Source organism: Actinomadura opuntiae (assembly GCF_030283205.1).
Lineage (GTDB): Bacteria > Actinomycetota > Actinomycetes > Streptosporangiales > Streptosporangiaceae > Spirillospora.
Window position 1 is genome coordinate 76,887 of sequence record NZ_JASNWF010000018.1, and the last position, 23,592, is coordinate 100,478.

A 23,592-nucleotide genomic window follows, 5' to 3' on the forward strand; every position below is an offset into this window, starting at 1 on the left:
TACCGTTGGCGATCGAGGGCCACCGCCGCCCTCCATCCCTCGCGGGCGTAGCTCAATGGTAGAGCCCCAGTCTTCCAAACTGGCTACGCGGGTTCGATTCCCGTCGCCCGCTCCCACTGAGAAGGCCCAGGTAGGAGCCCTGTTTTCCCACCTGGGCCTCGCTTTTCCTCAAGCTCTCTTCGGCTTCCGTGCCCGTTGCGTGCCCGATCGTTTCGGGGTGCCCTTGTCACCCTTGTCACTGGCCCGAGCGACCTTGAACGCCTCCCCCAGCGCCTCCGCGATCGCCTTGTCTCGATCCTGGCTGGCGTGCTGGTAGATCAGCGCGGCGCGGGACGAGGCGTGCCCCATGCGGGACATCAACTCTTTGAGACTCGCGCCCGTGGTGGCCGCCAGGGTGTTGCCGACGTGGCGAAGATCGTGGAAGTGCAGATCAGGAAGGCCGACGTCCGCCCGCACCTTGTTCCAGATGCGCCGGAACCCCGAGCGCCGCAGCGGACCGCCACGGGGACCGACGAACACCCGGCCGTCCGGACCGTCCTCGGCGAACTCGTCCAGATGCGCTTGCAGGTCCGGGACGATCTCCGGCGGGATCGACACCACGCGCCGACCGGCCCGGGACTTGGGCGTGTCCTCCAGGAGCCTGCCGCCGTCCAACTCGGCCAGCGAGCCCGCCACCCGAACGACGCACGCGTTCAGGTCGAGATGCTTGCGCCGCAGCGCCGCCAGTTCACCCCACCGCAGACTCGCGAACGTGCCGAGCAGCACGAGCGCCCGGTACCGCTCGGGAATGACGGTGAGGATCTCGATGACCTTGGTGAGCGGGATCATCTCCCGCTCTGGCGTGTCCGGGGTGCCGGCGCCCTTGATGCGGCACGGGTTCCGGCGGATCAACTCGTCATCGACCGCCGTGTTCAGGATGGACTTGAGGAGCTGGTACGCCTTGGCGACCGTCGATTGCCCGACCACGCCGAGCCGTTGCTTCCGCCAGCGGCGCACGTCGGCCTCCCGGATGTCCGCGAGATCGTAGTTGCCGAAAGTCGGGCTGAGGTGATTGCGGAGAAGACTGCGGTAGAGCCCCTCAGAGCGAGGCTTGAGCACGCGGTCATCGATCCACTGCTTGGCGTAGACGTCGAATGGCACCTTGCCGGCGTTTGGGTCGATCCACTCGCCCCGCGCGATCTCCGCCTCCTTGAGGACGAGCCACTGTTCAGCGTCCCGCTTGGTCGCGAAGGTGTTCGGCGCCGGACGGTCGAGGCCATCCGGTCCCGGATACCGAGCCTGGAACCGTCCGGACGGAAGCTTGCGGACACGTCCGAAGCGTCGCTTGCCAGCCATTAAGCAGCCCTCCTTGTGTGCCTGCCGCGCAGGGTGACCGGCTCGACGAGCCCGGCCGCGATGAACTCGCGAAGCGCGGATTCGGGGATGCGGACGAACCGTCCGACCTTGACGAAACGGATGCGCCGTTCCTCCACCAGACGGCGCGGGAACCGCGGAGTCGTGTTGAGCAGCTCGGCCGCCTGGACGTAGGTCAGGAGCCGGTCATCAGGATCGAAGGCCGTCATCTGCTTACGCCGGTCGGTCACGCTGCCTCCGCAGTTGCCGAAAGTTCGGGAGTGGTGTTCTGGGTCGCGGCGTCGAGTTGGCGGCGCCGTTGGATGCGTTCGTTGATCAGGAGCAGGAGCCGATGTTCGGTTGGCCGGACGTCGGGGTCGCCGGGTCCGGCGCGTTCCCAGACGTAGGCCGCTTGAGGACCGGCAGGGTTCGAGACCGGGATGCCTGCCTCAGCCAGTCGAGCGAGCGCCCAGGCTTTGCGGTCGGCCTTGTGGTCGGCGAGGGTCTTGCCGGACCACTTGCGGGAGACCAGGACGCGGCGGCCGCCGTAGCCGAGGTGTTCGCGTCGGTGTGCCTTGCCCTTGCAGTAGCCGGGTGCGAGGCCCTTGCGGGGGTTCTTGGGCTGGACGCCGTAGCGCAGCCAGTTCGCACAGGTCGGTGAGCACGGTTCGTAGCGCAGTGCTTCGGCCATCCGGTCGACGTGCTCACGCTGCGCGGGCGTCTCGGCCTGGTGGCACTCGGCGACGCCCTTGACCAGGTACTTGGTCAGGTAGCCGATGCACCGCCGCGAGTCCGCCGAGTCGGCCAGGACGCCTTGCGCGTCGATCTGGCGCCCGAAGCGGACCACGTGCAGGGGTTCGGCGTCGTCGTCCAGCCCGATGGCGTCCAGCGCGTCATCCCAGGTCGGCAGGACTTCACCCGTAGTCGGGTCGAGGTAGCCGCCGTTCTCTCCCGCTGCGTCATCCCAGACCGGCAGCCGGTCACCGGAGTAGACGACGCGATCCGTGGAGGGCCACCACACCTGGTGATAGGTCGCGGCGACGACTTGGCGCAGTTCGGTGCGGGAGATGGTCCCGCGGATCGCCATGTGCAGGTGCGGAGCCAACCGCCGCTGCGGCTCGACGGCCGCGAAGTACTGCACGTCATACCCGACGAACCGGCGCAGGTTCTGCACGAACCGGTCCACCAGCTTGGAGAAGTGCAGCGCATCACGAGCGGCCCGCGTGTAGTCGTACGAGTCCGGGTCGACCGGCGTCCCGTCCGAGCGCACCCGCCCGTAGGAGTCCAAGGTCAGGGTCAGGAACAGCGACGGCCGGAACGTCTTCCCGTCCTTGCCCCGGAAGACCTTCCCGACCGTGCGGGAGTCGACCGGACGCCGAGGAAGGTCCGGCGCGTCCTGCCGCCGCCGCGTGGAGCGAGTCCGCCGGCCCCTGGCATCCTCACCGGTCTTGAGTGAGCCCCGCACGCCGGTGCGTTCGATCTCGATATCGAGGTCCCGCACGACGGCGTCCCAGAACTCCGGCCCCTCCCCGTCCGCCGTCCCGTCCTCGGCTGCGCGGTCACGGGCCGCCTGTGCCTGCGAGCGCAGTTCCATCCACGCCCGTTGTTCCTCGTCCGGGTCGGCGCGTGTGATGACGGGTTCGTCGGCCAGGTGCCAGCCTTGACGGCACTGCACCGCCCGAAGCTTGCGCTTCCGCTCCGCACACGACGGGCACACCGAGGCGAGGGTGTGACCGCACGGGACGTACACCACCTCGGCCGCACCGGTGTGCAGGTCGACGCGCCGCATCGGCACGGGCCGGACGCAGACGCCGTGTTCGACCGCGACCGCTTCCAGCACCCCCCGCGCCAGCGGGGCGAGGGTCTTGACCACCGGTTCCGACGTCGACTCGGCCGCGGGCGTCTCCGAGCCGTCGAGGGAGAGCTGTGTCATGCAGCCTCCCCGGTGTTGAGGACGGGGAGGCCGAAGGCGACCATGTCGCGGATGTCGTCGTCGGAGACGTACGCGGCCCGGACGCGGACCGGATCGGGGACGGTCTCCAGCCGGACGAACCCGACCCCAGCGCCGATCTCCGGAACGGACGAGATCTGATCAGCGAGCGCGCCACGGTCGCGGGCACCGTCGCCCAACACCATGTCGACCTGTTCGTCTTCATCCAGCCGCAGGGCGATGCGGTCGGGGAACAGGTTGCGCAGGTTGTTGACCTCTTTGCGTGCGTCCTGCTGCGCGCCGATCACGCAGTACCCCACCGAGCGGCCCTGACTGGTGAGCACAGCAAGCGCCGACTCGGCCCGCTTGCGTAGATCCCGTTCGGGGCAGTAGGCGGTCAGGAACGCCAGCTCATCCACGATCACGACCCGGAACGGGTGCTCATGCGTCGGGGTGAACGAGCGCGTCACGCCCGCGAACTGTTCGGCGCGGGCGTTCATGTCCTCGGCCGCCGCCTCCAAGAGTTCGACCATGCCGCCTTTGGGATCATCGCTGTATCGGCCGTAGCGCTCGAAGAGGGGACGGCCAAAGCTGAGTTCCATGCGCTTGGGGTCGACCGCCCACACCTCGACCAGGCCAGCCAGCATCAGCGGCAGCAAGGCCCGGACCGCCGACCAGATCACCGACCCCTTGCCGGCCCCCGTCGCCCCCGCGATCAGCACGTGCGTTCCGAGCAGCCGCAGCCGCCAAGGGGACCCGTCCTCGGTCCGTCCGATCTCCAGCGCCCGCAAGTCGACGGCCGCAGCGTCGGGGACGGGCAGGCCGGGGATCGGGACGGCGAGAGCGTCTTTGCGGACGAACTCCAGCCAGATCCGCCCCGGACGGTCCCCCTCCCGAACCCGGACCAGCGTCGCGCCGAAGCCGTGCGCGAGATTGACCGCGACACGCTCCCACGCGTCCGGCGCCTGCCCCTTGAGCATCTTCACCAGCACCCGATCCGACGTCGGACCGCAGCGGACCCGGACGAGGCTGGGCAGGTACTCGCGGCCCTTGTGTGTCTTGGTCAGACCCGCCGTGACCAGGACGGGTTGCCAGTCGCGGCGGTACACCATCACCAGCCGCCACTGGGCACGAGCCGGACGAGCGAGGTAGCGGACGAACGACGGACGGTCCGCCATCGCCCACACGGCCAGGCCGACCGCGACCAGGACCAGGACGACGAGCGGGACCGCCCAGCCGAACCGGACACCGAGCCAGCCGAGCCCGGCCGCGATGGACACGGGGACGATGTTGCGGACCAGGAACACCACGGTCCGGACGACGGCCCGGACGAGGTTGACGAGCAGGACCAGGCCCTCGGGCATGTGCCACACCGGAGGCGCCCACTTGGGCGCCGCGAACGGGTCACGCTGCGCCTCGACGGCGACGTTCTCACCGGGACCGAGCTTGCGGAACTCCCAGGACATAGCCTGGACACCTCTTCTCTTCGTGTGGTTCGAGGGAGAGAAGCGGGGCGGCCGGAGGTACCAGCTCCAGCCGCCCCACCCATTTCGGGGATCAGGCCGCGTCCTTCGCCGCCGTGTCCTTGCTCGAAGTCCGGCCCGCGCCACCCTTGAAGCCAGCCGGACGCATCCCCGCCGCCTTGAGCGAGTAGGCGAGCCGGTTGTTCTGGCTGTTGACGTACGGCGTCACGGTCAGCCCGTCGAACTCGACCGGCACGAACGGGAACCCGGCCGGAGCTTCGGGGAGCACCGGCTGGACGGGCGCGATGAGCTTGACCTTGAACGTGCCCTTGGACGCCGGGTCTGCATCGAGGACCTCGACCGACCAGACCAGTTCGCCGGTGTCCTTGTCGCGGCCCTGCACGAAGTTCTCCCGGCTCGACCGGTCGAAGTCGCGGACCGGCTCGACGCCGCCCTTGACGAACGCGCCGTAGGGGAACACGTCACCGAACGCGACCTTGAACGGACCCTGCACTGCCATGGCAGATACCTCCAGACGTTCACCTGACCGCTTGTTCGGTCAAGTGGATGTGGATTGAATGTACCTCGCCCACTCGACCGAACAACCATCGAAACGAGTGACCTGCGTCACATTGACCGAAGGGGCAGGTCAGTCCGGGACGCTGTACACGTCCTCCAGCTCATGCAGCGACCCCGGCAACACGACCTCGGCCACGAAGCAGACCGTGTCGGAGGCGTCATGCATGCTCGCCAAGACCGTCAGCACCGGCTCACTCTCCTTGAGCTGCAACGCCTCCGCCTCGCCCTTGACGCCCAGCCGAGCCGAGAGCCGTTCAGCGATGTGGTCCACTCGCAGTCCCTTGACGGTCCGCAGGTGATCCCGGAGCCCGACCGGCAGCGCCGTTTCCTTGTCCAGGTCGGTGCCGTACCCCAGCTCTTGCGGAAACCAGCACGTCACCAACTCCGAGACGATGCCCTCCCGCACGGTCGCCCACCGACGCACCAGCACCCGCGCTCCGCCATCGAGGCCGAGCAGGCCGGCGACCGGTGCAGGAGCCGGAACCGTGCCGACCTCCAAGAGGCTCACGCCCGGCGAGGTCTCCGGCTGGTCCAAGACAGCCAGACCCGGACGCGAGGCCCGCGCCGCAGGACCAGGACGCCCCTTCACGAACGAGCCGCGCCCGTGCTCACGAGTGATCCACCCGTCCTGCTGCAACATCTGCAAAGCACGAACCACCGTGGTCCGGCCGACCGCGAACTCTCGCACGAGCTGCGACTCAGACGGCAGCATCACCCCAGGCGGGTAGTCCCCGTTCTCGATCCGGCGCCGCAACTCCAGCACCACCCGCGCGTACTTCGGGGGCTCGAACTCCAAGCTCGACATCTCGACCACCTGACGACTCTCACGCTTGACCGCATAAGCGAATCTCTCCGGCACTGTAGCGTCCCTCCGTTCCTACGTCACGCCCATGACCACGGCCCCGAACTGCGTCTCCGTCCCAGCCGCAACGAGCAAAGCCCCCGAGCCCGACCGCCGAAACCACCCAGCAGACAGGCCCGAGGGCACCCAACTCGCCACCACCATCCCGGCGAGCCTCGTGTCATCGGGGCCAGGGCCAGCCCCGCGCGCGGACGATCGCGTTCCGCAACTCCTCCGGGTTGCGCGCCTCCACCAGCCGCCCGCCACGACCGAGCCGGACCATCGCCCACCACGAACCGGTGGCTTCGCCGTACCAGGCCCAGACACCGGAGAACTCGCGTTCGATCTGCGCGGCGACCGGCCGCCCGCTCATCCCGTCCGGCAGCACCACCGGAACCACACCCATCACGACCCGCCGTCCGGCGAGCTGACGAACGGCACCGCCAGGACCCGAGCGATCCGGTCCGCCGCCCTGTCGGTCTCCAGCAGCGGGCACAACGGCTCCAACTCCGGCGGCGACTGGCGGGTAGGCCCGGCCCACACCCACAGCCACCACAACACGCCCTCGTGCCGACGGCACAGCACCTCTTGCCGCATCCCCGGATGCATCAACGCCCCACGCGGATCGTCCGGGTCGGGTTCACCGGCCGGGTTGCTCGCCCGCACCGCACCGTGCCCGTACACCTGCGCGTCCAGGCCCCGCCGCTTCAACGCCTCGACCAGCGCCAGCGCAGCCGGACGCCATGCCGTGTCCTGAAGGGGCCGCAAGCTCACCACGTTCATGACCGAGAACTCCCAGGGGTTGAGCGGGACCGGCGGACGAGCAGGCGACCGAACCCCACCCGGCCAAGCGCAGCCGCCACGGGGGCGAAGCGACCGCGCTTCCAGTCGCCCGCCACGCCCGCCGGCCCCGCGGCTTCACCTACGCCGCACGCGTCTTGCGCGTCGGCGCACACCAGCGGCACGGCTTCCGCCGCACCTGCGGACCGGAGTCACCCGGCGTCCCTACGAACACCACACGGAGGGGAGAGACGAACTTCCAGCCACGGCCACCGCACGAGCGGCACCCCGGCTTGCCGGTTCCCTGCTGCTGCGTCATGCCGACCAAGATCCGCCAAATCCAGGACGGCACCCATTCCCAGGCGATATCCCGCGACGGGATATACGCTCAGCGAAGACCGGTTACGCGGAGGGAGACCCGATGTCGGGACGGGCGTCAGACCCGATCGTCATCCCGGACTCACTGTGGCAGCGCCCGCAGATGATCGAAGCCCTGACCACCCGCGACATCCGAACCGTCTTCCACTTGTTGCGCCAGTACGCAGGCGCCAGCCAAACCCAAATCGCGATCGCCTGCGGCATGTCGCAGGGCAAGGTCAGCGAGACCATGAAGAAGGGCGGCCGCCAGGTCACCACCCTGGAGGTCTTTGAGCGCATCGCCGACGGCCTCCAGATGCCCGACCCCGCCCGCATGACCCTGGGCCTGGCCCCGCGCACCCTCCCCACGTTCACCTCGCCGACCACCACGAAGGCGACGATCATCACATCACGGGATGCCCCCGCGGACATGGTTCCGCCCGCATTCCTGGGTTCTCTGGACATAGATGCCGATGTCGAGGAAGGGGACCCCGTGCACCGCAGAACCTTCGGCAAGCTCGCCGGAGCCAGCGTGTTCAGCGCCATCCTCGCTGACCTACCGTCCGACGGCGCACCGCTGGAAGGCGTCGAGGCATTCGCCGCCGCCCTGGCCGGATACCCCTCCAGCAGCGACGACCCGTCCCCGGCTGCCCTCAGCATCGCCCGCCTGGACGCCGCCGTAGCCGCAGCCAAACGGAGCTACCAGGACTGCAAGTACTCCACCGTCATCAACTCCCTGCCCGCCCTGCTGGCAGACCTGCGCAACGCCTGCGCCATCTACGAGGGAGACGCCCGACTCCAGGCCGAAGCGCTCTCGGCCGAGGCCCACCACGTCGCCGCGAGCATCCTGCTCAAACTCGACCACGAAGGGCTTGCCTGGCTCGCAGCCGACCGCAGCATGCAGGCCGCCCGCCGCAGCCAGGACCTCACGACCATCGGGTCAAGCGCCCGCATCATCACCCACGCCCTGATGAACGACGGCCACCACGGCGCCGCCACCAAGACCGCCAGCACCTACGCCGAACGCATCGACCACGACATCGACCAGCGCACGCCCGACTTCCTCTCCGTCTACGGCGCACTCCTCCTACGCGGCGCGGTCGCCGCCGGCCAACGCTCTGACCGGCACACCGCCGCCACCCTCTTGGACGAGGCCGAAGCCGCAGGCCGCGAACTCGGAGGCGACTACAACCACCGATGGACCGCGTTCGGCCCTACCAACGTTCAACTCCACCGCGTCAACATCGCCCTCAAGCTCGGCGACGCCGGAGCCGCCATCCAGCACGCCCGCACCGTCGACCTGGGCCGCATCCCCCTCACCGAACGCAAGGCAAAACTCCTCGTCGACACCTCCAGCGCCCTCACCCAATGGGGCAAGCACGAGAAGGCATACGAGGTCCTGCGCTACGCCCACCAGCTCGCGCCCGAGGAGATCTCAGCCCGCCCCGCCGTCCACCGCATGCTTGGCGACCTCATGGCCACCGCCCCGCCTAGCGTCAAGCGGCAGCTCAAGGAGTTCACGACAGAAATCGGGGTGCGCTTGTGACCGACGCCGGAGCCGACGACGAGCGCCGCCGCGTCCTCTACATCATCGTCTGCGCAGCAGGCCCCGCCAGCGACGTCGGAAAACTCGTGACACTCGCCCGCCAACGAGGCTGGGACGTCCAGATCATCGCCACACCCTCAGCCCTGGACTTCATCGACGCCGAAGCCCTCGAAACTCAAACCGGCCGCCCCGTCCGCAGCCAATACCGCAAGCCAGGTGAACCCCGCTCACCCAAAGCAGACGCCATCATCGTCGCCCCCGCCACCTACAACACCATCAACAAATGGGCCGCAGGCATCAGCGACACCTACGCCCTAGGCATCCTCGCCGAAGCCCCCGGCCTAGGCATCCCCGTAGTAGTCCTCCCCTTTGTCAACACCGCACTAGCAGGTCGCACCGCCTTCCGGCGCAGCGTTGAAGATCTCCGTGCAGAAGGAATACATATCTTACTCGCCCCCGGCCAATTCGAGCCACACCCTCCAGGCGCAGGCGGAAAAATGGCAAGCATATTTCCGTGGGACCTTGCGCTCTTTGAAGTCCATAAGGTGATCCCTGGACGAAGCAAGCAGGTGCATGGACAATGACGTCAAGTATTGATGATGTCCTCGGCGGCTGCATCGGATTCTTTCACCCGATCATAGAACGCAAGGATCTAAGAAAAGAAAGCCAGCGAGGGTACATACAGCTAGCTGAAGACGGATTTCTTCGGATCGATACCCTTGAAGAAGATCTACTCTCCGGATTCTCTACATCGAATCGTAGAATTCCGGAATGGATAAAGGGGCGGACCCAGCATGCAGGGATCTTAATCACGAACATGGTCGGCTTTGGTTCATCCTTTAACATTGGAGGAACCAAAGCATCGGTGCATCGCTATCGAGGTCAAACGCTGATATTTGGCATCGACCCAAGACTGATCGATACTCCAAAAGTGACAAGCATTTCAGCTTTCTTTCCTGACGTAACGAACTGGGCGGGAGTATCTGCACTGAAGATCGCAAGAGAGGTCGGGGAGGACAATCGCTACAAAGGTATGTCCATGAAAGTCGAGTCCTCTCCGCCTGCGAAAATACAGCTAAGTCGAGCACTGACTCTAGAATTGGGAACCCACTGGGAAGTTTCCGGCTCGGAAAGCCGGAAAACCGTATATGCACCCCTCAAGGTCACATGTAGCTCTAGTCGCGGCAAAGATATCCACGAGCTAATCGGTCCAATATTTCACCTGCAGAATCTCATTAATCTTGCACATCAGGGTCTAGTGGCCGCGGACGGAGGGCAAGCTTTTACGGTCAAGGGCACGGGTGATCGCAATCCAGAGTTCTGGAACCATGCCTTGATGTTCCGACCGCCGAGTTCCGTCGCTCCGAAATCAATGACGGAAACCCCCCTATTTAGCTTGTCCCACGTCGGAGGGATAGAAGGTCTTCGCCGATGGATCAACATCAGCAAAAGGCACTCACGGTCGGTGATCCCGGCTACGCGATCTTTTCGCACCGGTAAAATATCGCCAGAAGTTCAGATGATGGATATCGCAGCAGGTATCGAGTACTGGACCGCTGCTCATGCGCGCACCGCGCGCTGGAGTCGAGAGCGCCCTCAATCTCTTGCGGTGGCAAGGCAAGCGGGAGAGCATTTTGCTGAATGGGTTGGCGACATCCAGAAGTGGGCCGATATCTTTTGGAATGAATACAACGCCATTAAGCATCGCCCGAATCACCTTGTCGATCCTTACAAGGCTAGAATTCTCGCCGACAGTGGCCAGGTCCTACTAGCTTGCGTATTACTTAGAAGGGTTGCACGAAGTAAATCAATTGTGGCAAATGTTCTTGACTCTCATCAGCTTAACCGCCTGGGGCATGACATCAGGCACATAGTCCTGTGATCAGCCTGCTCAGAGATTGCACTTCACGCGCATACTGTGCGGGACCGAGTCCACTGCCGAATTGGGCTGTTTGGGATCAAGGGGCGGCGGCGCCTACGCCGCCGCCAGCAGCCCTTGTCCGCGATCAGCGAGTCGCGGGTACGAAGCCCCCGCTCGGGCATCTAACCGAAGCATAGTGCCGTCCTGGTAGGGGCGGCGGCGCTTGGGCCGCTGGCGCGGCCCCGCGCCTGGCCGCCCGGCGCGTGCGGCGTGGGCGCCGGTCACCGGGCGGCCGCGCCGGGCCGCGCATCGCGACGCGTCCGCCGGCCCCGCTCCATCCGGCCTCTGCGGGGTCGCGCCGCCGCTACAGGCAATGGCCAAGGCTCCGCTCGACGCGGGCATGTACATCCGCACCCAGCTCACCCGCCAGAGCCGTCATCTCTGCCCGCTCAGCCGCGGTGAGGGACCGGTCTTCCTCCGCCAGCCAATCCGCAACCGATTCGATCGCCAAGCCGTACTCAGCATGCGCAAGGAACTCCATGCCCCAGCGGAGTTGGTCATCAGTCAGCCGATCCGCCACCAGACGCAACAGCGCAGCCATGCGCGTCTCCCATGCACGGACGGCGATGTAGTCCTCATGCCTGCGGTACAAGCCCATGAGGCATCCCTATCGGCATCACGCGCCACCGCCAAGTGGGTGAGGTGTGCCGCCGGTTGAGCTGGAAGGGTGCGGGGCTCCCCCCGACCCCGAGCTGTCGAGGATGGCGGCGGCCGGAACCTGTCAAGGGCGCCCTTCGGACGTCACTACGTGATGGCTTCGCCACCCTTGACAGAACCCGTCCGCCGCTAAGTGCAGGTCTCGTCGGGGCCGGGGGAGGAAGGTGGGGGAAGAACAGCGGCTACGCCGCACGCCCAGGTGGCCACGTGGCGAGGGCATCACGCGTGTGCAGGCTCAGCCACCCGTGCGTTCAGGAGCGGTCGCCAGGCAACGAGAACGGTCACTCGAAGGCTATGGATCGCCCAGGTCAAGGAAGTGATCAGGGCTGATCCCGCAGGATGCCGTGACTTTAAGTAAGCAGGTTCCGTTGTCTCCAGGAACAACGGAACATCATGCTCAGAGCAGCATCCTCCAAATCAGCAGGCCCAGATGTCTGACCTGCTGATCTGTTCATTCCCTCAGGCCAGATGACCCGTTGCGGACCGTGACCGAGCGCACGTCAGTTGATGTTCCGTTGTCGGGGGAGACTATCCGCGTTGCTCGCGGCCCGATGAGAAGCGTGCCCTGATCGTGCCCGTTGGGGTGGTCGGCAGCGGGGTGCTACGGTCGTTTGCGGGGCACGGGATGTGGCTGCTGACCTGCATCTTCGCTGGTTTCAAGATCGCGGCCCGAAATCTTCCAAACTGGCTACGCGGGTTCGATTCCCGTCGCCCGCTCCAACGTTTCCGCAGGTCAGAGGCCATGTGAACGCAATCTTGGAGCGACTCCAAGATTTTCTATCACAGTTTCTATCACTGGGCCTGTATGTGATCATGGCGAATCCGATCACCTGACCCGGCACGCGAGAGCACTCCCTAGACCCTCCTGTTGGACATCGCCTCGCCCCGACCGACCGCCCCGGCCCGCAGCGGACGGGGGCCGGCGCAGCCTGGCACACGTCGCCGGCCTCCTGCAGCACCAAGAACAGCAGCGCCAACTAGGGACATCGTTCGCTTCACGCCTTAGCTCGCCCGGTGGCACCGTAGATGCCACTAGGGAAGGGCAGCTATGACCACCTACGCCTTCGACAACGACCGCCATGCAATCGTCGCGGTGCAAGAAACCGGCTCGGGTTGCACCGCCTCCACCTTCGCCGAGCTCCCGCGCCCGCGCGATGTTTCGGGCGACGCGATTGGGCACCTCGCTCAGGCCATGACCCGAGTGTCCGCCCACGCTTGGCGCACCTACACCCACCCCGCCTCCGCCGCAGACGAGCAAGAGCTCAACTCCGAGGGCTGGCGACGCACGCAACACCGGAAGGCATTTACGACCGTGGAGAAGGCCCTCGTCCAGCCGAACCTCCCTCCGGCGGCGTGCTGGACGTGTCCTACAACCCAGTTGAGGAGAGCGCCCACCGCGTCGGCCGCGCCCTGCACAACATCAACAACGCCGACCTGAACACACGGGTCATGGCCGAAGTGCGTGCCGAATTGGACGCCATCGAACGGGCCGAACAGGGCGACCTCACCGGCCGCGCGCGGCAAGCCCTGGCTCTTACTCGCGCCGACGCCTCGCCCGCTCAGGTCCAAGCCGCCGACAAGATTCTCCACGCAAACCTGTTCGGCGACCCGAGCCTATTCACCGAGACCGAGCCTGCGGCCGTCGCTGTAGCAACGGTGCACTGGCTCCAGGCCGCCGCGGATGTCACCAGCCAGACAGCCGGCTACGCGACCACAGAGATCGTTCAGGAAGCCGACGATATCGAGGCACTCGCACACGAGACCCCGACCATCGTGCTCGAACATCTCGAGCTCGGCCTCAGCCTGTCCCGCTTGAATACCCGGCTACGTGACCTGACCTGCGGCTAAGCGGCGTGGTGATACTCGCTGATCATGCCTTTGACGACGCATTTTCGGCGGATGCGGCGCAGGTCGACGGGCCCGGGAGCGTCCCGGGTCGGTTGCGTTTCGATGTCCGGTGGGCGCTGCTGCCGGGACTGGTGCGGCCTGTGGCGGTTGTAGTGGATCAGATACTCGCTGAGCACCATCGTCTGGTGGCGTTCGCCGAGGAGCAGGGTCCGGTCCAGGAGTTCGCGGCGGAGGGTTCCGATGACGCGTTCGCAGATGGCGTTCATCCGTCGGGCCCGCGGCAGGGTGGTGATGATCCGCAGCCCGTCGGCTTTGAACACCTCGGCGAACGCGGTCGTGAAGAGGGGATCGCGATCGTGAATCAGGAACAGCAGCGTGTCGACGCGCTCCCCCAGGTCGATGGCAAGGTTGCGGGCCTGCTGCACCGCCCATGCCCCGGTCGGGTGCGCCGTCACACCGCCCAGGTGGAGTCTGCGGGTTCCGTGCTCGATGAACACCAGCACGTACAGCCGCTTTAGCAGCACCGTCTCCACCACCAGGAAGTCACACGCGATGATCGCGTGAGCCTGGGCGGTCAGGAACTGCCGCCACGTCGGGCCCACCCGGCGGGGTGCGGGGTCGATGCCGGCGGCGTGGAGGATCTCCCAGACGGTGGACGCGGCGATCGTGTACCCGAGCCGGGCCAGCTCATCGCCGATCCGGCTGCCGAGCAGTTGTGGCGCATGGTGATGCGCGCCGAACACGCGGCAGGCAACACCGCCGGTGTCCACGAAGCCTGGACGAGCTGCCTACGTGAACTCGCCGCCGTGGACACCGACCTCGAACCGCATCCAGATACCGTCCAGCTCTATCGCCGGCTCACCGGCAGACCAGCGAGCACCGCCTCGTGACGCCAGACCCGGCCGCCGGACGCGTCTTGCTGTCTGCCCGTCTGCATCGGTCCGCTGGCGCAGACGTGCAAATCGACTCCCGATCGTCCATCATGGTCACAGCTCAATACGTCCAACTTGCCGATGATGCCCAATCGGCTTGATGGCATCCACTCAGCCGAAGGGGACGCCCATGCCGCCCAAGCCCCCGTCCGACGACGAGTCGACCTCGCCGACTCCCGGACGCACGTCCCGGGCGAGAAAGTCCACCACGGGCAAGACCGGCGGCGGCACCCGCAAGTCCGCTCCCCACAAGAGCGCCCCAGCGAAGAAGGGCAGCGAGCAGCCCCCCACAGTCGGTGTCATCCGCTCCGACCCCCTTCATCTCGGCGAGGACGCCTACACCTTCCGCGACGGAGATCAGCAGAGAGTCACCAAGAGCGTCTACATACCGCGGGGAACCGTCGAGCGTGCCCGCGCCGCGGTCGCCTTCTGCAAGGCCTTCACCTACAACCACCCCGAGCTCGAGGATCAGCTGCCCACCAGCCTGGCCGCCCTCTTCCACAATGCGATCAACCAGATCGTGGATCAGATTGAGGACCAGTTCAACGACGGGCAGCCGCTCCGGCGGGTCTACAAACTCCAGGTCGGCCCCAGCCGTTCCGGCGCCGCGCGGGGAGCTGCGGCCCGAGCTGCAGCCCGCGAGGACAGTACCGAAGAAGGCTCTGACTGACCTCTCCTGTTAACGTGATTATCCGCTACCGCATTTTAGTTCTGATCACAGATGAATCGGGCGGACAGCGACATCCTTCGCTCACCTGACCGTCGCACTGCCCGGCCAAAACAACTTGCTGGCAGCCTGGGAGGCGACTGCTCAGCCGGTCTGCAACCTCTCGAGGATTGGTGCAACGACCCGGTTCATCTCGCAGACGAGTTCAGCGACGGCGCGACGCACGAGTTCAACCAGTGAGTTGTCGTCCGGCAGTTCGTTAGGCAGTTGCGGTAGCCCATCGATTGGGAGCAGGAATGTCACTGTTGACCGGCTTAGCAAAAAGGGCATCTTGACCGCTCCCCGGTCATAAGGTGAGACGTAACGCACAACATCGGCGTCACGGTGGTCGCCGGGTTTCGGCTCGGTGAGCCAGTCTCGCCACTCTCCCCCACCGCGCCAGTCATCCGATTCCTCCAGGACTGTAGGCCAAGGTGACACCAGTTCGGCCTGCCCGACCAAAGACGTGTCCCACAAGGAAGGCGCAACGCCCGCACTGAGCACCCGTCCATGACGGTGGACGTACCACAGCGCGTCGACCTGGACGTTTGCCACAGCCCAAGCCAATGCAGCAAACTCTAATATCCTAACCTGGGGGTCATCATGGTGCTCCCATACCTCAGCGAACCGAGTCCGACGCCCCTGCACATGGGCAATAAATCGGCTAAGCTGGTCGGGCGTGCCCGGCCGATCGCGTTCCTCATCAATCCAGAATGCTTTCATCGCGAGTACGTCTCTCTGTAAAAGAATCGCAGCCTGCTGCGATTACACGTAAAGGGCATTATAGCCGGTAGGTGGCGCCAGATGTGGAGCGTCCAGCCGGTTATGGTTCTAAACTTGATCAAATGCATGGGTGGACGGTTCCAGGTGGGTGTCGGTCGACTAGAGCGCGATGCGGCCAACACAAGAGCGTGTTCCATGTGGTTTATCGGTGATCAGTCGGGATGATATCGGACTATGGTCTTGTCAGAGCTTGCGCGCTGGTTGGTTCCTGATGAGCTGTGGGAGATCGTCGAGCCCCTTGATCCCAGGGTTATCGCCGAAGCCGCAAGGTGGTGGGACGGCGTCGCTGGACGAGCGGCTGGTGCTCATCGCGATCGTGTACATGCTGACCAGCGGCTGCACCTGGCGGCAGTCACCCGGCGAGTTCGGCATCACCCGATCGACGGCGCATCGCCGGTTCGCCGCCTGGACCAGGATGGGCTGTGGTCGCGGTTGCACCGCGCCGTGCTGGACGAGCTGGGCGGCTGCGGCACGGTCGACCGGATCAGCGCGATCGTGGACGCCGCCGCCGTCTCGGCGAAAATGGGGGCACGCTGACCGGCCCCAATCCGGTCGATTGCACTATGAAGGACAGTAAACTCCCCGTCCTGTCCGACGCCCTGGGGCTGCTTGTGGGCGTCTCCGCCGCCAACGTCGCCGACATCGAAGCGCTCAATCCGCTGTTCATGGCAGTCCCGCCGATCCGCTCCCCGGCACGGTCCGCGCCGCCCACTCACCAGGTCTCCACCGTCAACCACGGGGCCGGCCTACGTGCTCATTGGGCCTACGACACCATGCTGGCTGCGGCGCTTGAACAGGCCGTGTTCCATTCTGCACGTTGCTCCGCAGCACCGTTTCTCGCTGTCCCATTTTATCGCTCTCGTATGTCGAACACTTGCGCACCTTCGACTGCGTTCTCTACTAGTACTTCGTTCTCGTGGTGCGCGTCTTCGCCATATAGCCACATCTGACGAAGCGGGTTGTTCGGGGTCGGCAGCTCGATTCGCAGAACCACACCCGGAGTTTCGCCTGGATATCTTCCGGAAGCGTGCTTTTTCGCGGTCCAAGGAGTGGTGGTCCAGGAGGTGTAGGGACTGTCGGTGTTTCCCCCGTTGTGCTCGACCGGGGTACTCGATCCCCCGCGGGGCTCAGCCCTGCCTTGTAGGGCGTTGTCGAATCCAGGGTGGCCCTCTGGAACGCCTCTGTAGAGGAACTTATTGTCGCGGTGCTCCCTTAGAAGCTTCTTCCATTGGTCACAGTTATGGACAAGGACAGGCGCATTTCCTGCGACCACGTAGTACGTGTGGTGGTCAGCGATGGTGAGGTTGTGGGTGCGCTGGTGGTGGGCTGTCCAGTGTTTGGTGGCCGTGACTTGAACGTAAGTGCCGGCGCTGGTGCGCAGCCACATGCCAGGCTTGAGTTCGCTTGCGCTGACCCAGGTGTTGAGGTCTCCGGCCACCCAGAAGAGGTGGTGATCGGTGGCGATGATGGCGCCTTGTTTATGGGCCTTGCGGGTCAGTGAGCTGGTGTGCTCAGGCCGGTTCTTGGTTGCCCATGATGGGCGTGGCTGGTCGGTGTCAACCGTGATCTGTACGAATTTCTTGTCGTTCTCAGTGGTGATGGTATCGAGGACAGGCTCGGTATTGGTCTCGCCTGTTTCGGGATCGGTAGCGATTACTTCATCGCCGACTTTGATGTCTTCTATATTTCGGCGACTGCCGTCTGCGAGGACCACTTGGGTACCGGGAACGAAGCTGTCGCATTTCTTGAATATTCGTGCGGCTCGATCAACTACTTTGCCGGCTCTTTCGGACCGCGCGATCGTTTTTATCAGCTTGGCTCCCGGTTTGGTCACCTTCCCTCCGACCGGAACGTACTGGAGTGCGAATATTATGCATGCGCCCAGACTCTTACCCTTGGCGCAGGTTACGGCGTCACTCCAGTCGAAGACAAGATCGAGTGCATCCGCCCAGATCTTCAGAGCTCCCTTGAGACCTCCAGGTACGGGAGGTGGCTTGGGGAGGCTGTCGATGAACATCTGTTCCATCATGTCTCCGGGCTTTTGGCAGATGCCAGCCGCGGCGGCCATGATGATATTGCAGTCATTCTGCCCCAGGGTGACTGGCCTTGAGGTGTAGTTGCGGTGGCGCCTGTAGTAGCCCCTGGAGGAATTGCCGGATCCGCCGGATCCGCCGCCGCCACCGTAGGAGTCGCGTGAATGGTTATTGCAACTGTTGCCGCAGCCACCACCGGGGTCGACGATCATGGCGCCGTCGGGGTCGCTTTTGGTGATGGGGCTGTTGTTGGCGTAGGTGTAGCCGTTCATCTGCTGGGGGTCGGCCGGGTCCATGAGGGGGTCGACGGAGATGAAGCGGCCGGTGTCGGGGTCGTACTGGCGGGCGCCGAGCGTGGTCAGGCCTGAGGGCTGTTGTGTGCCGCCGACGAAGCCCTTGTCATTGGGCCAGGTGGCGTCGTCATCGAGGCCGCGTACAGCACCGAAGGGGTCGAAGCGGCGGACCGTGGATTGCAGTGTGGAGGCGTTGATGGCGACTTGGGCGGTGCCTTGGGCGTCGGCGGTGAGGTAGGTGAGGGTGCCGTCGGAGGTCCGCATCGCCACGGTCTGGCCGGCGAAGGTGTAGTAGCGGGTGCCGGTGGCGGTGGCGGCGCCGGTCGACGCGCGGAGTTCGGTGCCGTCGGGCAGGTAGAGGGTGGAGCCGGTGGCGTCTTTGCGGATGAGGGTGCTGCCGTCGGCGTCGTAGATGTAGTTGGTGGTGGTGCCGTTTTCGGTGACCTTGGTCAGTTCGCCTTCGGTGTCCCAGTCGAGGGTTTGGCCGGTGTTGGTGGGGCTGTAGCCGATGGCGCGGGTGGTGGTGTTGCCGGCGTCGTCGTATTGGTAGGTGTCGGTGCGGTCGCCTTGGCCGCCGGTCTGGACGACCTTGTTGAGGCGGTTGCCGTGGCCGGGGTCGGCGTAGGTGTAGGTGCGGGTGGTGTCGGTCTTGCCGCCGATGCCGTGGAGGGTTTCAGTTTTGCGGTTGCCTGCGGTGTCGTAGGTGTAGGTCTGCCAGTAGGGTGCGGGTCCGCCGATCAGCGAGGTGGCGGGGCTGTCGGCGCAGGCGTCACTGGTGCCTTGGGTCCAGGCGTCGCTGAGGCGTTGGAGATGGTCATAGCTGAAGCACTGGTTGTCGACGCCGTCGAGGGAGGTGTCGGTGATGGAGGTGATGGTGCCGGCATCGGTGTAGTGGTAGGTGGCGTTGTGGTCGGCGCCGTTGATGCCCGCGCGGTTGGTGCGGACGTTGTTCAGGCGTTGGGTGCCGTGCTCGTAGCCGAATCTCTGCCAGGTCTGCTTGGCGGGGTCGGATCCGTATTCCAGGACGGTGAGTTTGCCGGTGGGGGTGTACTCGGCGGCGTTGATGTAGGTGGTGTTGCCGGTCACTCCTGTGGGGCGCTGCCAGCTGTCGTAGCTGTAGACGATGGCCTCGCTGGGGAGCCCTCCGGCTGCGGGCATGCCTTGGCCCTTGACGGTTCCGTCGGCGTTGTAGGTGGTGGTGAAGGCGTACTTGCCCTGGAGGGCCCCCTGGGAGGCGGGCACGGTGAGGAGAGAGCCTTGGGGACGTCCGAGGGTGTCGTACTTGGGGTAGCTGGTGACGTAGTCGCCGTCGGCGGTGTGGCGAGTGGCTGAGGCGAGTTGGCCCTTGCCGCGGGTGGCGGTGTCGTAGGTCCAAGACGCCAGGACCGGCCCGTTGGCAGCCCCGTCATGGGTGGCGGTTTTGCGGCCTTGCCCGTCGTAGTCGGTGAAGATTTTCTTGCCGCGGGCGTCGGTGGTGGAGGTGACCTGGTCCAGGTCGTTGTAGGTGTAGCTGGTGGCGCCCTTGTCAGGATCGGTGGTGTGGATTGTGCGGCCGCGCAGATCGTAGGTGGTGGTGAAGGTGTTCCCGGACGGGTCGGTGATCGAAGCGAGCTCGCCGGCCGGGGTGTAGGTGTATTTGGTGGCGTCGTAGTCGCCAGTGGGGGTGGCGGCCTTGTACTGCCGCTTTTCGACGACCTGCCCGCGGGCGTCGGTGATCTGCGCGGTGGGCATGCCGCCGTTGGGTGGGGTGACCGAGACGCGGTTGCCGCCGCCGTAGTCGTAGGTGGTGCGGAACAGTTCGCTGGCGGGCTGGTCACCGTTCTCGGTGCTCAGGCTTTCGACGGTCTTGCGGCCCAGCCCGTCGTATTGGGCGTGGGTCTGGGTTTCGATCTTGCCAGGGACGTCAACGCCGAACAGGGTCGCTTCGGGAGCACCCGAGGCGGTGTAGGTGGCGTAGGTCTTGGCGACCTGGCCGCGGTCGTCATAGAAGGTTTCGGAAATCAGCCGACCATCGGGTCCGGGGGCTTGGACCTGCCGGGGGCGCAGCAGACCGTCCAGCAGCTCGATCTGAGCGAGTTTCTGATGGCCGTCGGCGGTGAGGGACTTGCTGGTGACCGCGACGATCTGCCCGTCGGTGAAGCGGTAGGAGTATTCGTAGGTGGGGTCGTCGGTGGCTTTGCTGCGGTCGGGCAGCCACACCTTGGTCAGCCGACCGAGCGGGTCGTAGGTCAGGTCGGTGCGCAGGTTGCCGTTGGAGACGTCCAGGCTGGTGACGGGCTCTCCCCAGGCCGGGTCGAGTTGCTGGGTGGTGGTCAGCGAGGTGGTGGAGTCTCCCGGCTTGGCGGGCGGCCCGGTCGTGGTCACCTGGGTGGTGAGGCCTTGAGGATCGGTGTAGACGGTGGTGGTGACATGCCCGGCGGCGTCGGTGGTCTGCGTGGTCCGCCCGTAGGCGTCGTAGCGGCTTTCGGCCTGGGTCACATAGGTGGCGGTGGTGCCGTTGTGGGAGGCGATCTCGTCAGTCTTGGTGACATTGCCGACCGTCGGGCCGTCCCCGAAGCCGCCGTTGTCATAGTAGGTGCGCGTATCGGAGATGACCTGCTTAGAGCGGTCGGGAGTGGTCGAGCAGTTCACCGCGACGGTCTCGACGCGGGAGGGATAGTTCAGCATCCAGGCGCCGGCATTGTCGGCGTAGCTGGTGCGGGCGCACCTGTCGTCGGTGGCGGTGGTGACGTCACCCAAGTCTTCGACCATGGTGACGCGGCCGACACCGGACCCGGAGTTGGCGTAGGTGTTGTTGGTCTTGGTCTGGGACCAGCCACCGCCGTCCTTGGCGGTCCAGGTCTGGGTGGAGCCGATGGCGGTGACGTTGGCGGTGGTGGTGCCCCACGACCGGGTCCGCGACGCGGTCTGCGCCTTCCAGGGGGTGTTGACGGTCTTGGAGTAGACGGCGCCGCCGGGCTTGTCGTAGGTGACGGTCTTGAGGGAGAAGCCGACATAGGCCTCGTGGTCGGCGTGAGTGCCGCCTTCACCGTCGGAGACGGTGACCGTCTTGGTGCCGCCATCCTTGTTCTTGCGGTCCCCGTCCATCCCCCGCAGGTAGAAGGCGTCGGACTGGGTGGCGGGGTTGGCGTAGGGGCCGGTGAAGGTGCGGACCTGGCCATAGCCGCGCCACTGCGACCAGGTCTTGTTCTTCTCCTTGGTGAGCCCGTCATCGTCGTCGTAGTGCCAGGCGGCGCCACCCAAGTACTCGTACTTGGTGACCATTTCCGGCGATCCGCCGGTGCGGTCGGACTGCATCACGCTGGTCACCACGTATTTGTGGAACCAGTCGGTGATCGGGTCGTCCTTGCCGGCTGGTTGCCAGATCACCGGCATGCAGCGGCTGGTATTGGTCTCCGGTGTCGGCAGGTCTGACTGCGAGCAGTTCGTTTCCGGCTTGGAGTAGCTGATGTCGATCTGTCCGCCGGACTCGTCATCGATCGCGCCGACCCGGTAGCGGACGTACTTCAAGATGTCGTCGCCGATCTTGTCCAGCCGGTTGGGCAGCTGCACGTTGGCGAAGGTCACCTTCGGCAGCGTGGCGGTCGTTCCGTCGGCGGCGTGCCCGGTGTGCTGGATGCTGGTCAGCAGCAGGTCACGTTCGATGTCGGCCAAGCCCCAGTCATGGGTCAGCGCCCAGGAGTCCACCGGCCGATATCCTGAGCCGTCCGGCTTGAGGATCTGGGTGGTCACGCTCGTGAGGCGTTTGCGGGACCAAAACGTCGGCGCGAGGGTGCCGTGGGTGTCCTTGCATTCCTGGCCGGAGTCGCAGTGCACGTCCCAGGGGACGTCCCACCAGTAGTCCGGCTTGTCGCCGATCTTGGCCGGGTCGCAGTTGAAGTTCGCGTCAGGGATGCAGCGCTCGGAGGTGTCGAAGCTGACCTGCGCGGGAGCCTTGGCGAACAGAGTGTCCTTGCGCAGCCCGTAGGAGATCGTCTTCAGGTAGCCACCGCGGGTGTAGGGGGTTTCGTCTTCGGCCTTGAGGTTGCGGCCGTAGTAGTTGGTCTCCTTGGCGTAGCTGTAGACGATGGCGTTGCCGGCCGGGTCGACGACGTAGTCCAGGTTCCACCGGTAGGCCTGCTGACACCAGGAGTCGGCGAACGTCGACTTGTGGCAGGGCTCGTCATCGTCGTCGCCGTACACCGGCGAGGTCCAGGTGGAGTCGGTTTCGGGCTTGCCCGAGGCCCAGCCGGGGACGCGGTTGAGGCCGAAGAAGTACTGGGTGCCGTCGGTCGTGGTGACCTTCCAGTACTCCCCATCGTTGTCGCCATTGCCGGTCGAGGAGCTGGTGAGCTTTTCGAACTTGGTGCCGTCGTCGTCCTTGAGCCTCCAGGTGCCATCGGAGGCTTTGATCAGTTCGCCGCCCTTGCCGTTCCAGGTGATGGTGGCGTTGTCATACCCCCAGCACTGGTCTCCCGGGGAGTTGCCCCACTGATCCTTGGGGGCGCCGTCGTCTTCGCAGGACTTGTAGCCCCGCTGGATGTATCCCGGCCACAGGTCGAATCCTTCACCGACCCAGGACGGCTGCCCGTTGGTGTTGGCGGTGCGGCCGTCCACGCTCCCCGAGTCGTAGGTGACGGCCACATTCGGGGTTAGGCCACCGGGCACTGCCGGCACCCGCATCGGATATGACCAGGTGAAGGCACCGCCGCTTCCACCGGCCTGCCAGGTTGCCGACGCCTCCAACGAAGTCGCCTTGTAATCGCCCTGGGAGCCGGACGAGCCAGCTGCCGCCACCAGTAGCGTTCCTACTGCCTGTGTAGCCGCTGCAGGGGCGGACGATGTAGGGGGCGATGTGCTGGCGGGGGCAGCGGTCACCTGCGCAGTGAGCGTCTGCTTGGTGCCGTCGTTGGTGGCCTTCAGCGGTGCCGCGAGGTGGCACTCGGGTTTGTCGGGGGTGCTGAGCGCGCACGCGGGGACCTGAAACAGTCGCAATCGGGATCCGTACGCGCCACCAAACGCTTGCGCGAACTGCGAGTAGTCGACTTCGACACCGACCTGCCCGGCTTGCGGTTGATCGGTCCGGGCCATGGTGAACGCCACCCCGTCCAACCCCGTCTTGGCGGCCGCGGCCCGGTCCAGGATCGACACCCGCACCTTCCCCGCAGCCTCTATCTGGCTGCGGGTTTTGCTCTTGGCGGCGGGCAAGACCCGCACCGGTAGAGAACCAGCTCGCACTCCCGGCTTGGATCCTGTCGGAAGGGACACCTCGCTGGAGCCAGCTTTTGGCCAGGCGGCCTTGGCGGCAGGCCCCGGCTTCAAGGTTGAGCTCTTGCGTGGCCGGACCTTAAGGTCGTGCCCCTTGATCGGATCCTCGTGCTCGAGAGCGGCCGGACGCTGCGAGGACGGAGCGGCCAGCGCGGGCGGAGGGGCTGACAACAACCCGGCAGCGACCGCGACGGCCATGACCGCGGCAACGGCGCGCGCCTCCCGCGGACGGGACAGCAGCAGGGTCTTGCGACCTGTAATCACGTCATTCCTCCCGCGCACACGCGCCTGCACCGGCCCCGCCAAATCCGGGGCGCGATCACTATTCGTCGCCGTCGATGAAC

Annotated in this window: 18 protein-coding genes and 1 tRNA gene; 7 read left to right on the plus strand and 12 right to left on the minus strand. The window is 65.6% G+C overall.

What is annotated here, in order from left to right; translation table 11 throughout:
- Positions 1–41 precede the first annotated feature (41 nt).
- Positions 42–112, plus strand: a tRNA-Gly gene (locus tag QP089_RS34035).
- 56 nt (positions 113–168) lie between these two features.
- Here the strand turns inward: QP089_RS34035 and QP089_RS34040 are convergent.
- From QP089_RS34040 to QP089_RS34075, 8 genes are all read right to left on the minus strand, one after another.
- Positions 169–1,335, minus strand: coding sequence for a tyrosine-type recombinase/integrase (locus tag QP089_RS34040; RefSeq protein ID WP_285917308.1), 1,167 nt, complete (start codon positions 1,333–1,335; stop codon positions 169–171).
- The gene (locus QP089_RS34045) at positions 1,335–1,583 is read right to left on the minus strand and encodes an excisionase family DNA-binding protein (protein WP_285917310.1); all 249 of its coding nucleotides are present in this window, start codon (positions 1,581–1,583) and stop codon (positions 1,335–1,337) included. Before QP089_RS34045 ends, QP089_RS34040 begins: the two co-directional genes overlap by 1 nt.
- Positions 1,580–3,265 (minus strand): replication initiator, encoded by a 1,686-nt coding sequence (locus QP089_RS34050; RefSeq protein ID WP_285917312.1) that lies wholly within the window; start codon positions 3,263–3,265, stop codon positions 1,580–1,582. Before QP089_RS34050 ends, QP089_RS34045 begins: the two co-directional genes overlap by 4 nt.
- Positions 3,262–4,728, minus strand: coding sequence for an FtsK/SpoIIIE domain-containing protein (locus tag QP089_RS34055; protein ID WP_285917313.1), 1,467 nt, complete (start codon positions 4,726–4,728; stop codon positions 3,262–3,264). The genes QP089_RS34050 and QP089_RS34055 overlap by 4 nt, the downstream gene beginning before the upstream one ends.
- 91 nt (positions 4,729–4,819) lie before the next feature.
- Positions 4,820–5,245: a plasmid replication, integration and excision activator gene (locus tag QP089_RS34060; protein ID WP_285917315.1), complete on the minus strand. Its 426-nt coding sequence runs from the start codon at positions 5,243–5,245 to the stop codon at positions 4,820–4,822.
- 129 nt (positions 5,246–5,374) lie between these two features.
- Positions 5,375–6,109 carry a GntR family transcriptional regulator gene (locus tag QP089_RS34065; RefSeq protein WP_285917550.1) on the minus strand — a complete coding sequence of 245 codons (735 nt, stop codon included), beginning with the start codon at positions 6,107–6,109 and terminating at the stop codon, positions 5,375–5,377.
- 217 nt (positions 6,110–6,326) lie between these two features.
- Positions 6,327–6,551 (minus strand): hypothetical protein, encoded by a 225-nt coding sequence (locus tag QP089_RS34070; protein ID WP_285917317.1) that lies wholly within the window; start codon positions 6,549–6,551, stop codon positions 6,327–6,329.
- Positions 6,551–6,928, minus strand: coding sequence for a hypothetical protein (locus tag QP089_RS34075; RefSeq protein ID WP_285917319.1), 378 nt, complete (start codon positions 6,926–6,928; stop codon positions 6,551–6,553). The genes QP089_RS34070 and QP089_RS34075 overlap by 1 nt, the downstream gene beginning before the upstream one ends.
- Positions 6,929–7,346: 418 nt before the next feature.
- On the opposite strand from QP089_RS34075, the gene QP089_RS34080 reads away from it, so the two are divergent.
- From QP089_RS34080 to QP089_RS34090, 3 genes are read left to right on the plus strand one after another with little or no spacing between them, the layout of a single operon-like run.
- Entirely contained in the window at positions 7,347–8,828 is a 1,482-nt protein-coding gene (locus QP089_RS34080) for a helix-turn-helix domain-containing protein (protein ID WP_285917320.1), read from the plus strand.
- A complete protein-coding gene (locus tag QP089_RS34085) occupies positions 8,825–9,412 on the plus strand; it encodes a flavoprotein (RefSeq protein WP_285917322.1) in 588 nt (195 codons plus the stop codon). The genes QP089_RS34080 and QP089_RS34085 overlap by 4 nt, the downstream gene beginning before the upstream one ends.
- Positions 9,409–10,710 carry an ApeA N-terminal domain 1-containing protein gene (locus tag QP089_RS34090; protein WP_285917324.1) on the plus strand — a complete coding sequence of 434 codons (1,302 nt, stop codon included), beginning with the start codon at positions 9,409–9,411 and terminating at the stop codon, positions 10,708–10,710. Before QP089_RS34085 ends, QP089_RS34090 begins: the two co-directional genes overlap by 4 nt.
- Before the next feature lie 343 nt (positions 10,711–11,053).
- On the opposite strand, the gene QP089_RS34095 is transcribed toward QP089_RS34090, so the two are convergent.
- Positions 11,054–11,347: a MafI family immunity protein gene (locus tag QP089_RS34095; protein WP_285917326.1), complete on the minus strand. Its 294-nt coding sequence runs from the start codon at positions 11,345–11,347 to the stop codon at positions 11,054–11,056.
- A gap of 1,412 nt (positions 11,348–12,759) precedes the next feature.
- Here QP089_RS34095 and QP089_RS34100 point away from each other — a divergent pair.
- Positions 12,760–13,254 carry a hypothetical protein gene (locus QP089_RS34100; protein ID WP_285917328.1) on the plus strand — a complete coding sequence of 165 codons (495 nt, stop codon included), beginning with the start codon at positions 12,760–12,762 and terminating at the stop codon, positions 13,252–13,254.
- On the opposite strand, the gene QP089_RS34105 is transcribed toward QP089_RS34100, so the two are convergent.
- On the minus strand, positions 13,251–14,024 hold the full coding sequence (locus QP089_RS34105) for an integrase core domain-containing protein (RefSeq protein ID WP_285917330.1): 774 nt from the start codon (positions 14,022–14,024) through the stop codon (positions 13,251–13,253). The genes QP089_RS34100 and QP089_RS34105 overlap by 4 nt on opposite strands.
- A gap of 292 nt (positions 14,025–14,316) precedes the next feature.
- On the opposite strand from QP089_RS34105, the gene QP089_RS34110 reads away from it, so the two are divergent.
- Positions 14,317–14,856, plus strand: a complete 540-nt coding sequence (locus tag QP089_RS34110) for a hypothetical protein (protein WP_285917331.1) — start codon at positions 14,317–14,319, stop codon at positions 14,854–14,856.
- Between the two features lie 141 nt (positions 14,857–14,997).
- On the opposite strand, the gene QP089_RS34115 is transcribed toward QP089_RS34110, so the two are convergent.
- Entirely contained in the window at positions 14,998–15,447 is a 450-nt protein-coding gene (locus QP089_RS34115) for a hypothetical protein (RefSeq protein WP_285917332.1), read from the minus strand.
- Between the two features lie 439 nt (positions 15,448–15,886).
- Between QP089_RS34115 and QP089_RS34120 the strand changes: the two genes are divergently transcribed.
- The gene (locus QP089_RS34120; RefSeq protein ID WP_353070661.1) at positions 15,887–16,252 is read left to right on the plus strand and encodes a transposase; all 366 of its coding nucleotides are present in this window, start codon (positions 15,887–15,889) and stop codon (positions 16,250–16,252) included.
- Positions 16,253–16,525: 273 nt separating this feature from the next.
- Here the strand turns inward: QP089_RS34120 and QP089_RS34125 are convergent, their stop codons facing one another.
- On the minus strand, positions 16,526–23,542 hold the full coding sequence (locus tag QP089_RS34125) for an RHS repeat-associated core domain-containing protein (RefSeq protein WP_285917337.1): 7,017 nt from the start codon (positions 23,540–23,542) through the stop codon (positions 16,526–16,528).
- Positions 23,543–23,592: the final 50 nt, after the last annotated feature.

Excerpts from the sequence above, each read along its gene's own strand:
- QP089_RS34040 (WP_285917308.1), bottom strand. The coding sequence starts at position 1,335 with ATGGCTGGCAAGCGACGCTTCGGACGTGTCCGCAAGCTTCCGTCCGGA.
- QP089_RS34050 (WP_285917312.1), bottom strand. The coding sequence starts at position 3,265 with ATGACACAGCTCTCCCTCGACGGCTCGGAGACGCCCGCGGCCGAGTCG.
- QP089_RS34055 (WP_285917313.1), bottom strand. The coding sequence starts at position 4,728 with ATGTCCTGGGAGTTCCGCAAGCTCGGTCCCGGTGAGAACGTCGCCGTC.
- QP089_RS34060 (WP_285917315.1), bottom strand. The coding sequence starts at position 5,245 with ATGGCAGTGCAGGGTCCGTTCAAGGTCGCGTTCGGTGACGTGTTCCCC.
- QP089_RS34065 (WP_285917550.1), bottom strand. The coding sequence starts at position 6,109 with ATGTCGAGCTTGGAGTTCGAGCCCCCGAAGTACGCGCGGGTGGTGCTG.
- QP089_RS34070 (WP_285917317.1), bottom strand. The coding sequence starts at position 6,551 with ATGGGTGTGGTTCCGGTGGTGCTGCCGGACGGGATGAGCGGGCGGCCG.
- QP089_RS34075 (WP_285917319.1), bottom strand. The coding sequence starts at position 6,928 with ATGAACGTGGTGAGCTTGCGGCCCCTTCAGGACACGGCATGGCGTCCG.
- QP089_RS34080 (WP_285917320.1), top strand. The coding sequence starts at position 7,347 with ATGTCGGGACGGGCGTCAGACCCGATCGTCATCCCGGACTCACTGTGG.
- QP089_RS34090 (WP_285917324.1), top strand. The coding sequence starts at position 9,409 with ATGACGTCAAGTATTGATGATGTCCTCGGCGGCTGCATCGGATTCTTT.
- QP089_RS34095 (WP_285917326.1), bottom strand. The coding sequence starts at position 11,347 with ATGGGCTTGTACCGCAGGCATGAGGACTACATCGCCGTCCGTGCATGG.
- QP089_RS34110 (WP_285917331.1), top strand. The coding sequence starts at position 14,317 with ATGCCGCCCAAGCCCCCGTCCGACGACGAGTCGACCTCGCCGACTCCC.
- QP089_RS34120 (WP_353070661.1), top strand. The coding sequence starts at position 15,887 with ATGAGCTGTGGGAGATCGTCGAGCCCCTTGATCCCAGGGTTATCGCCG.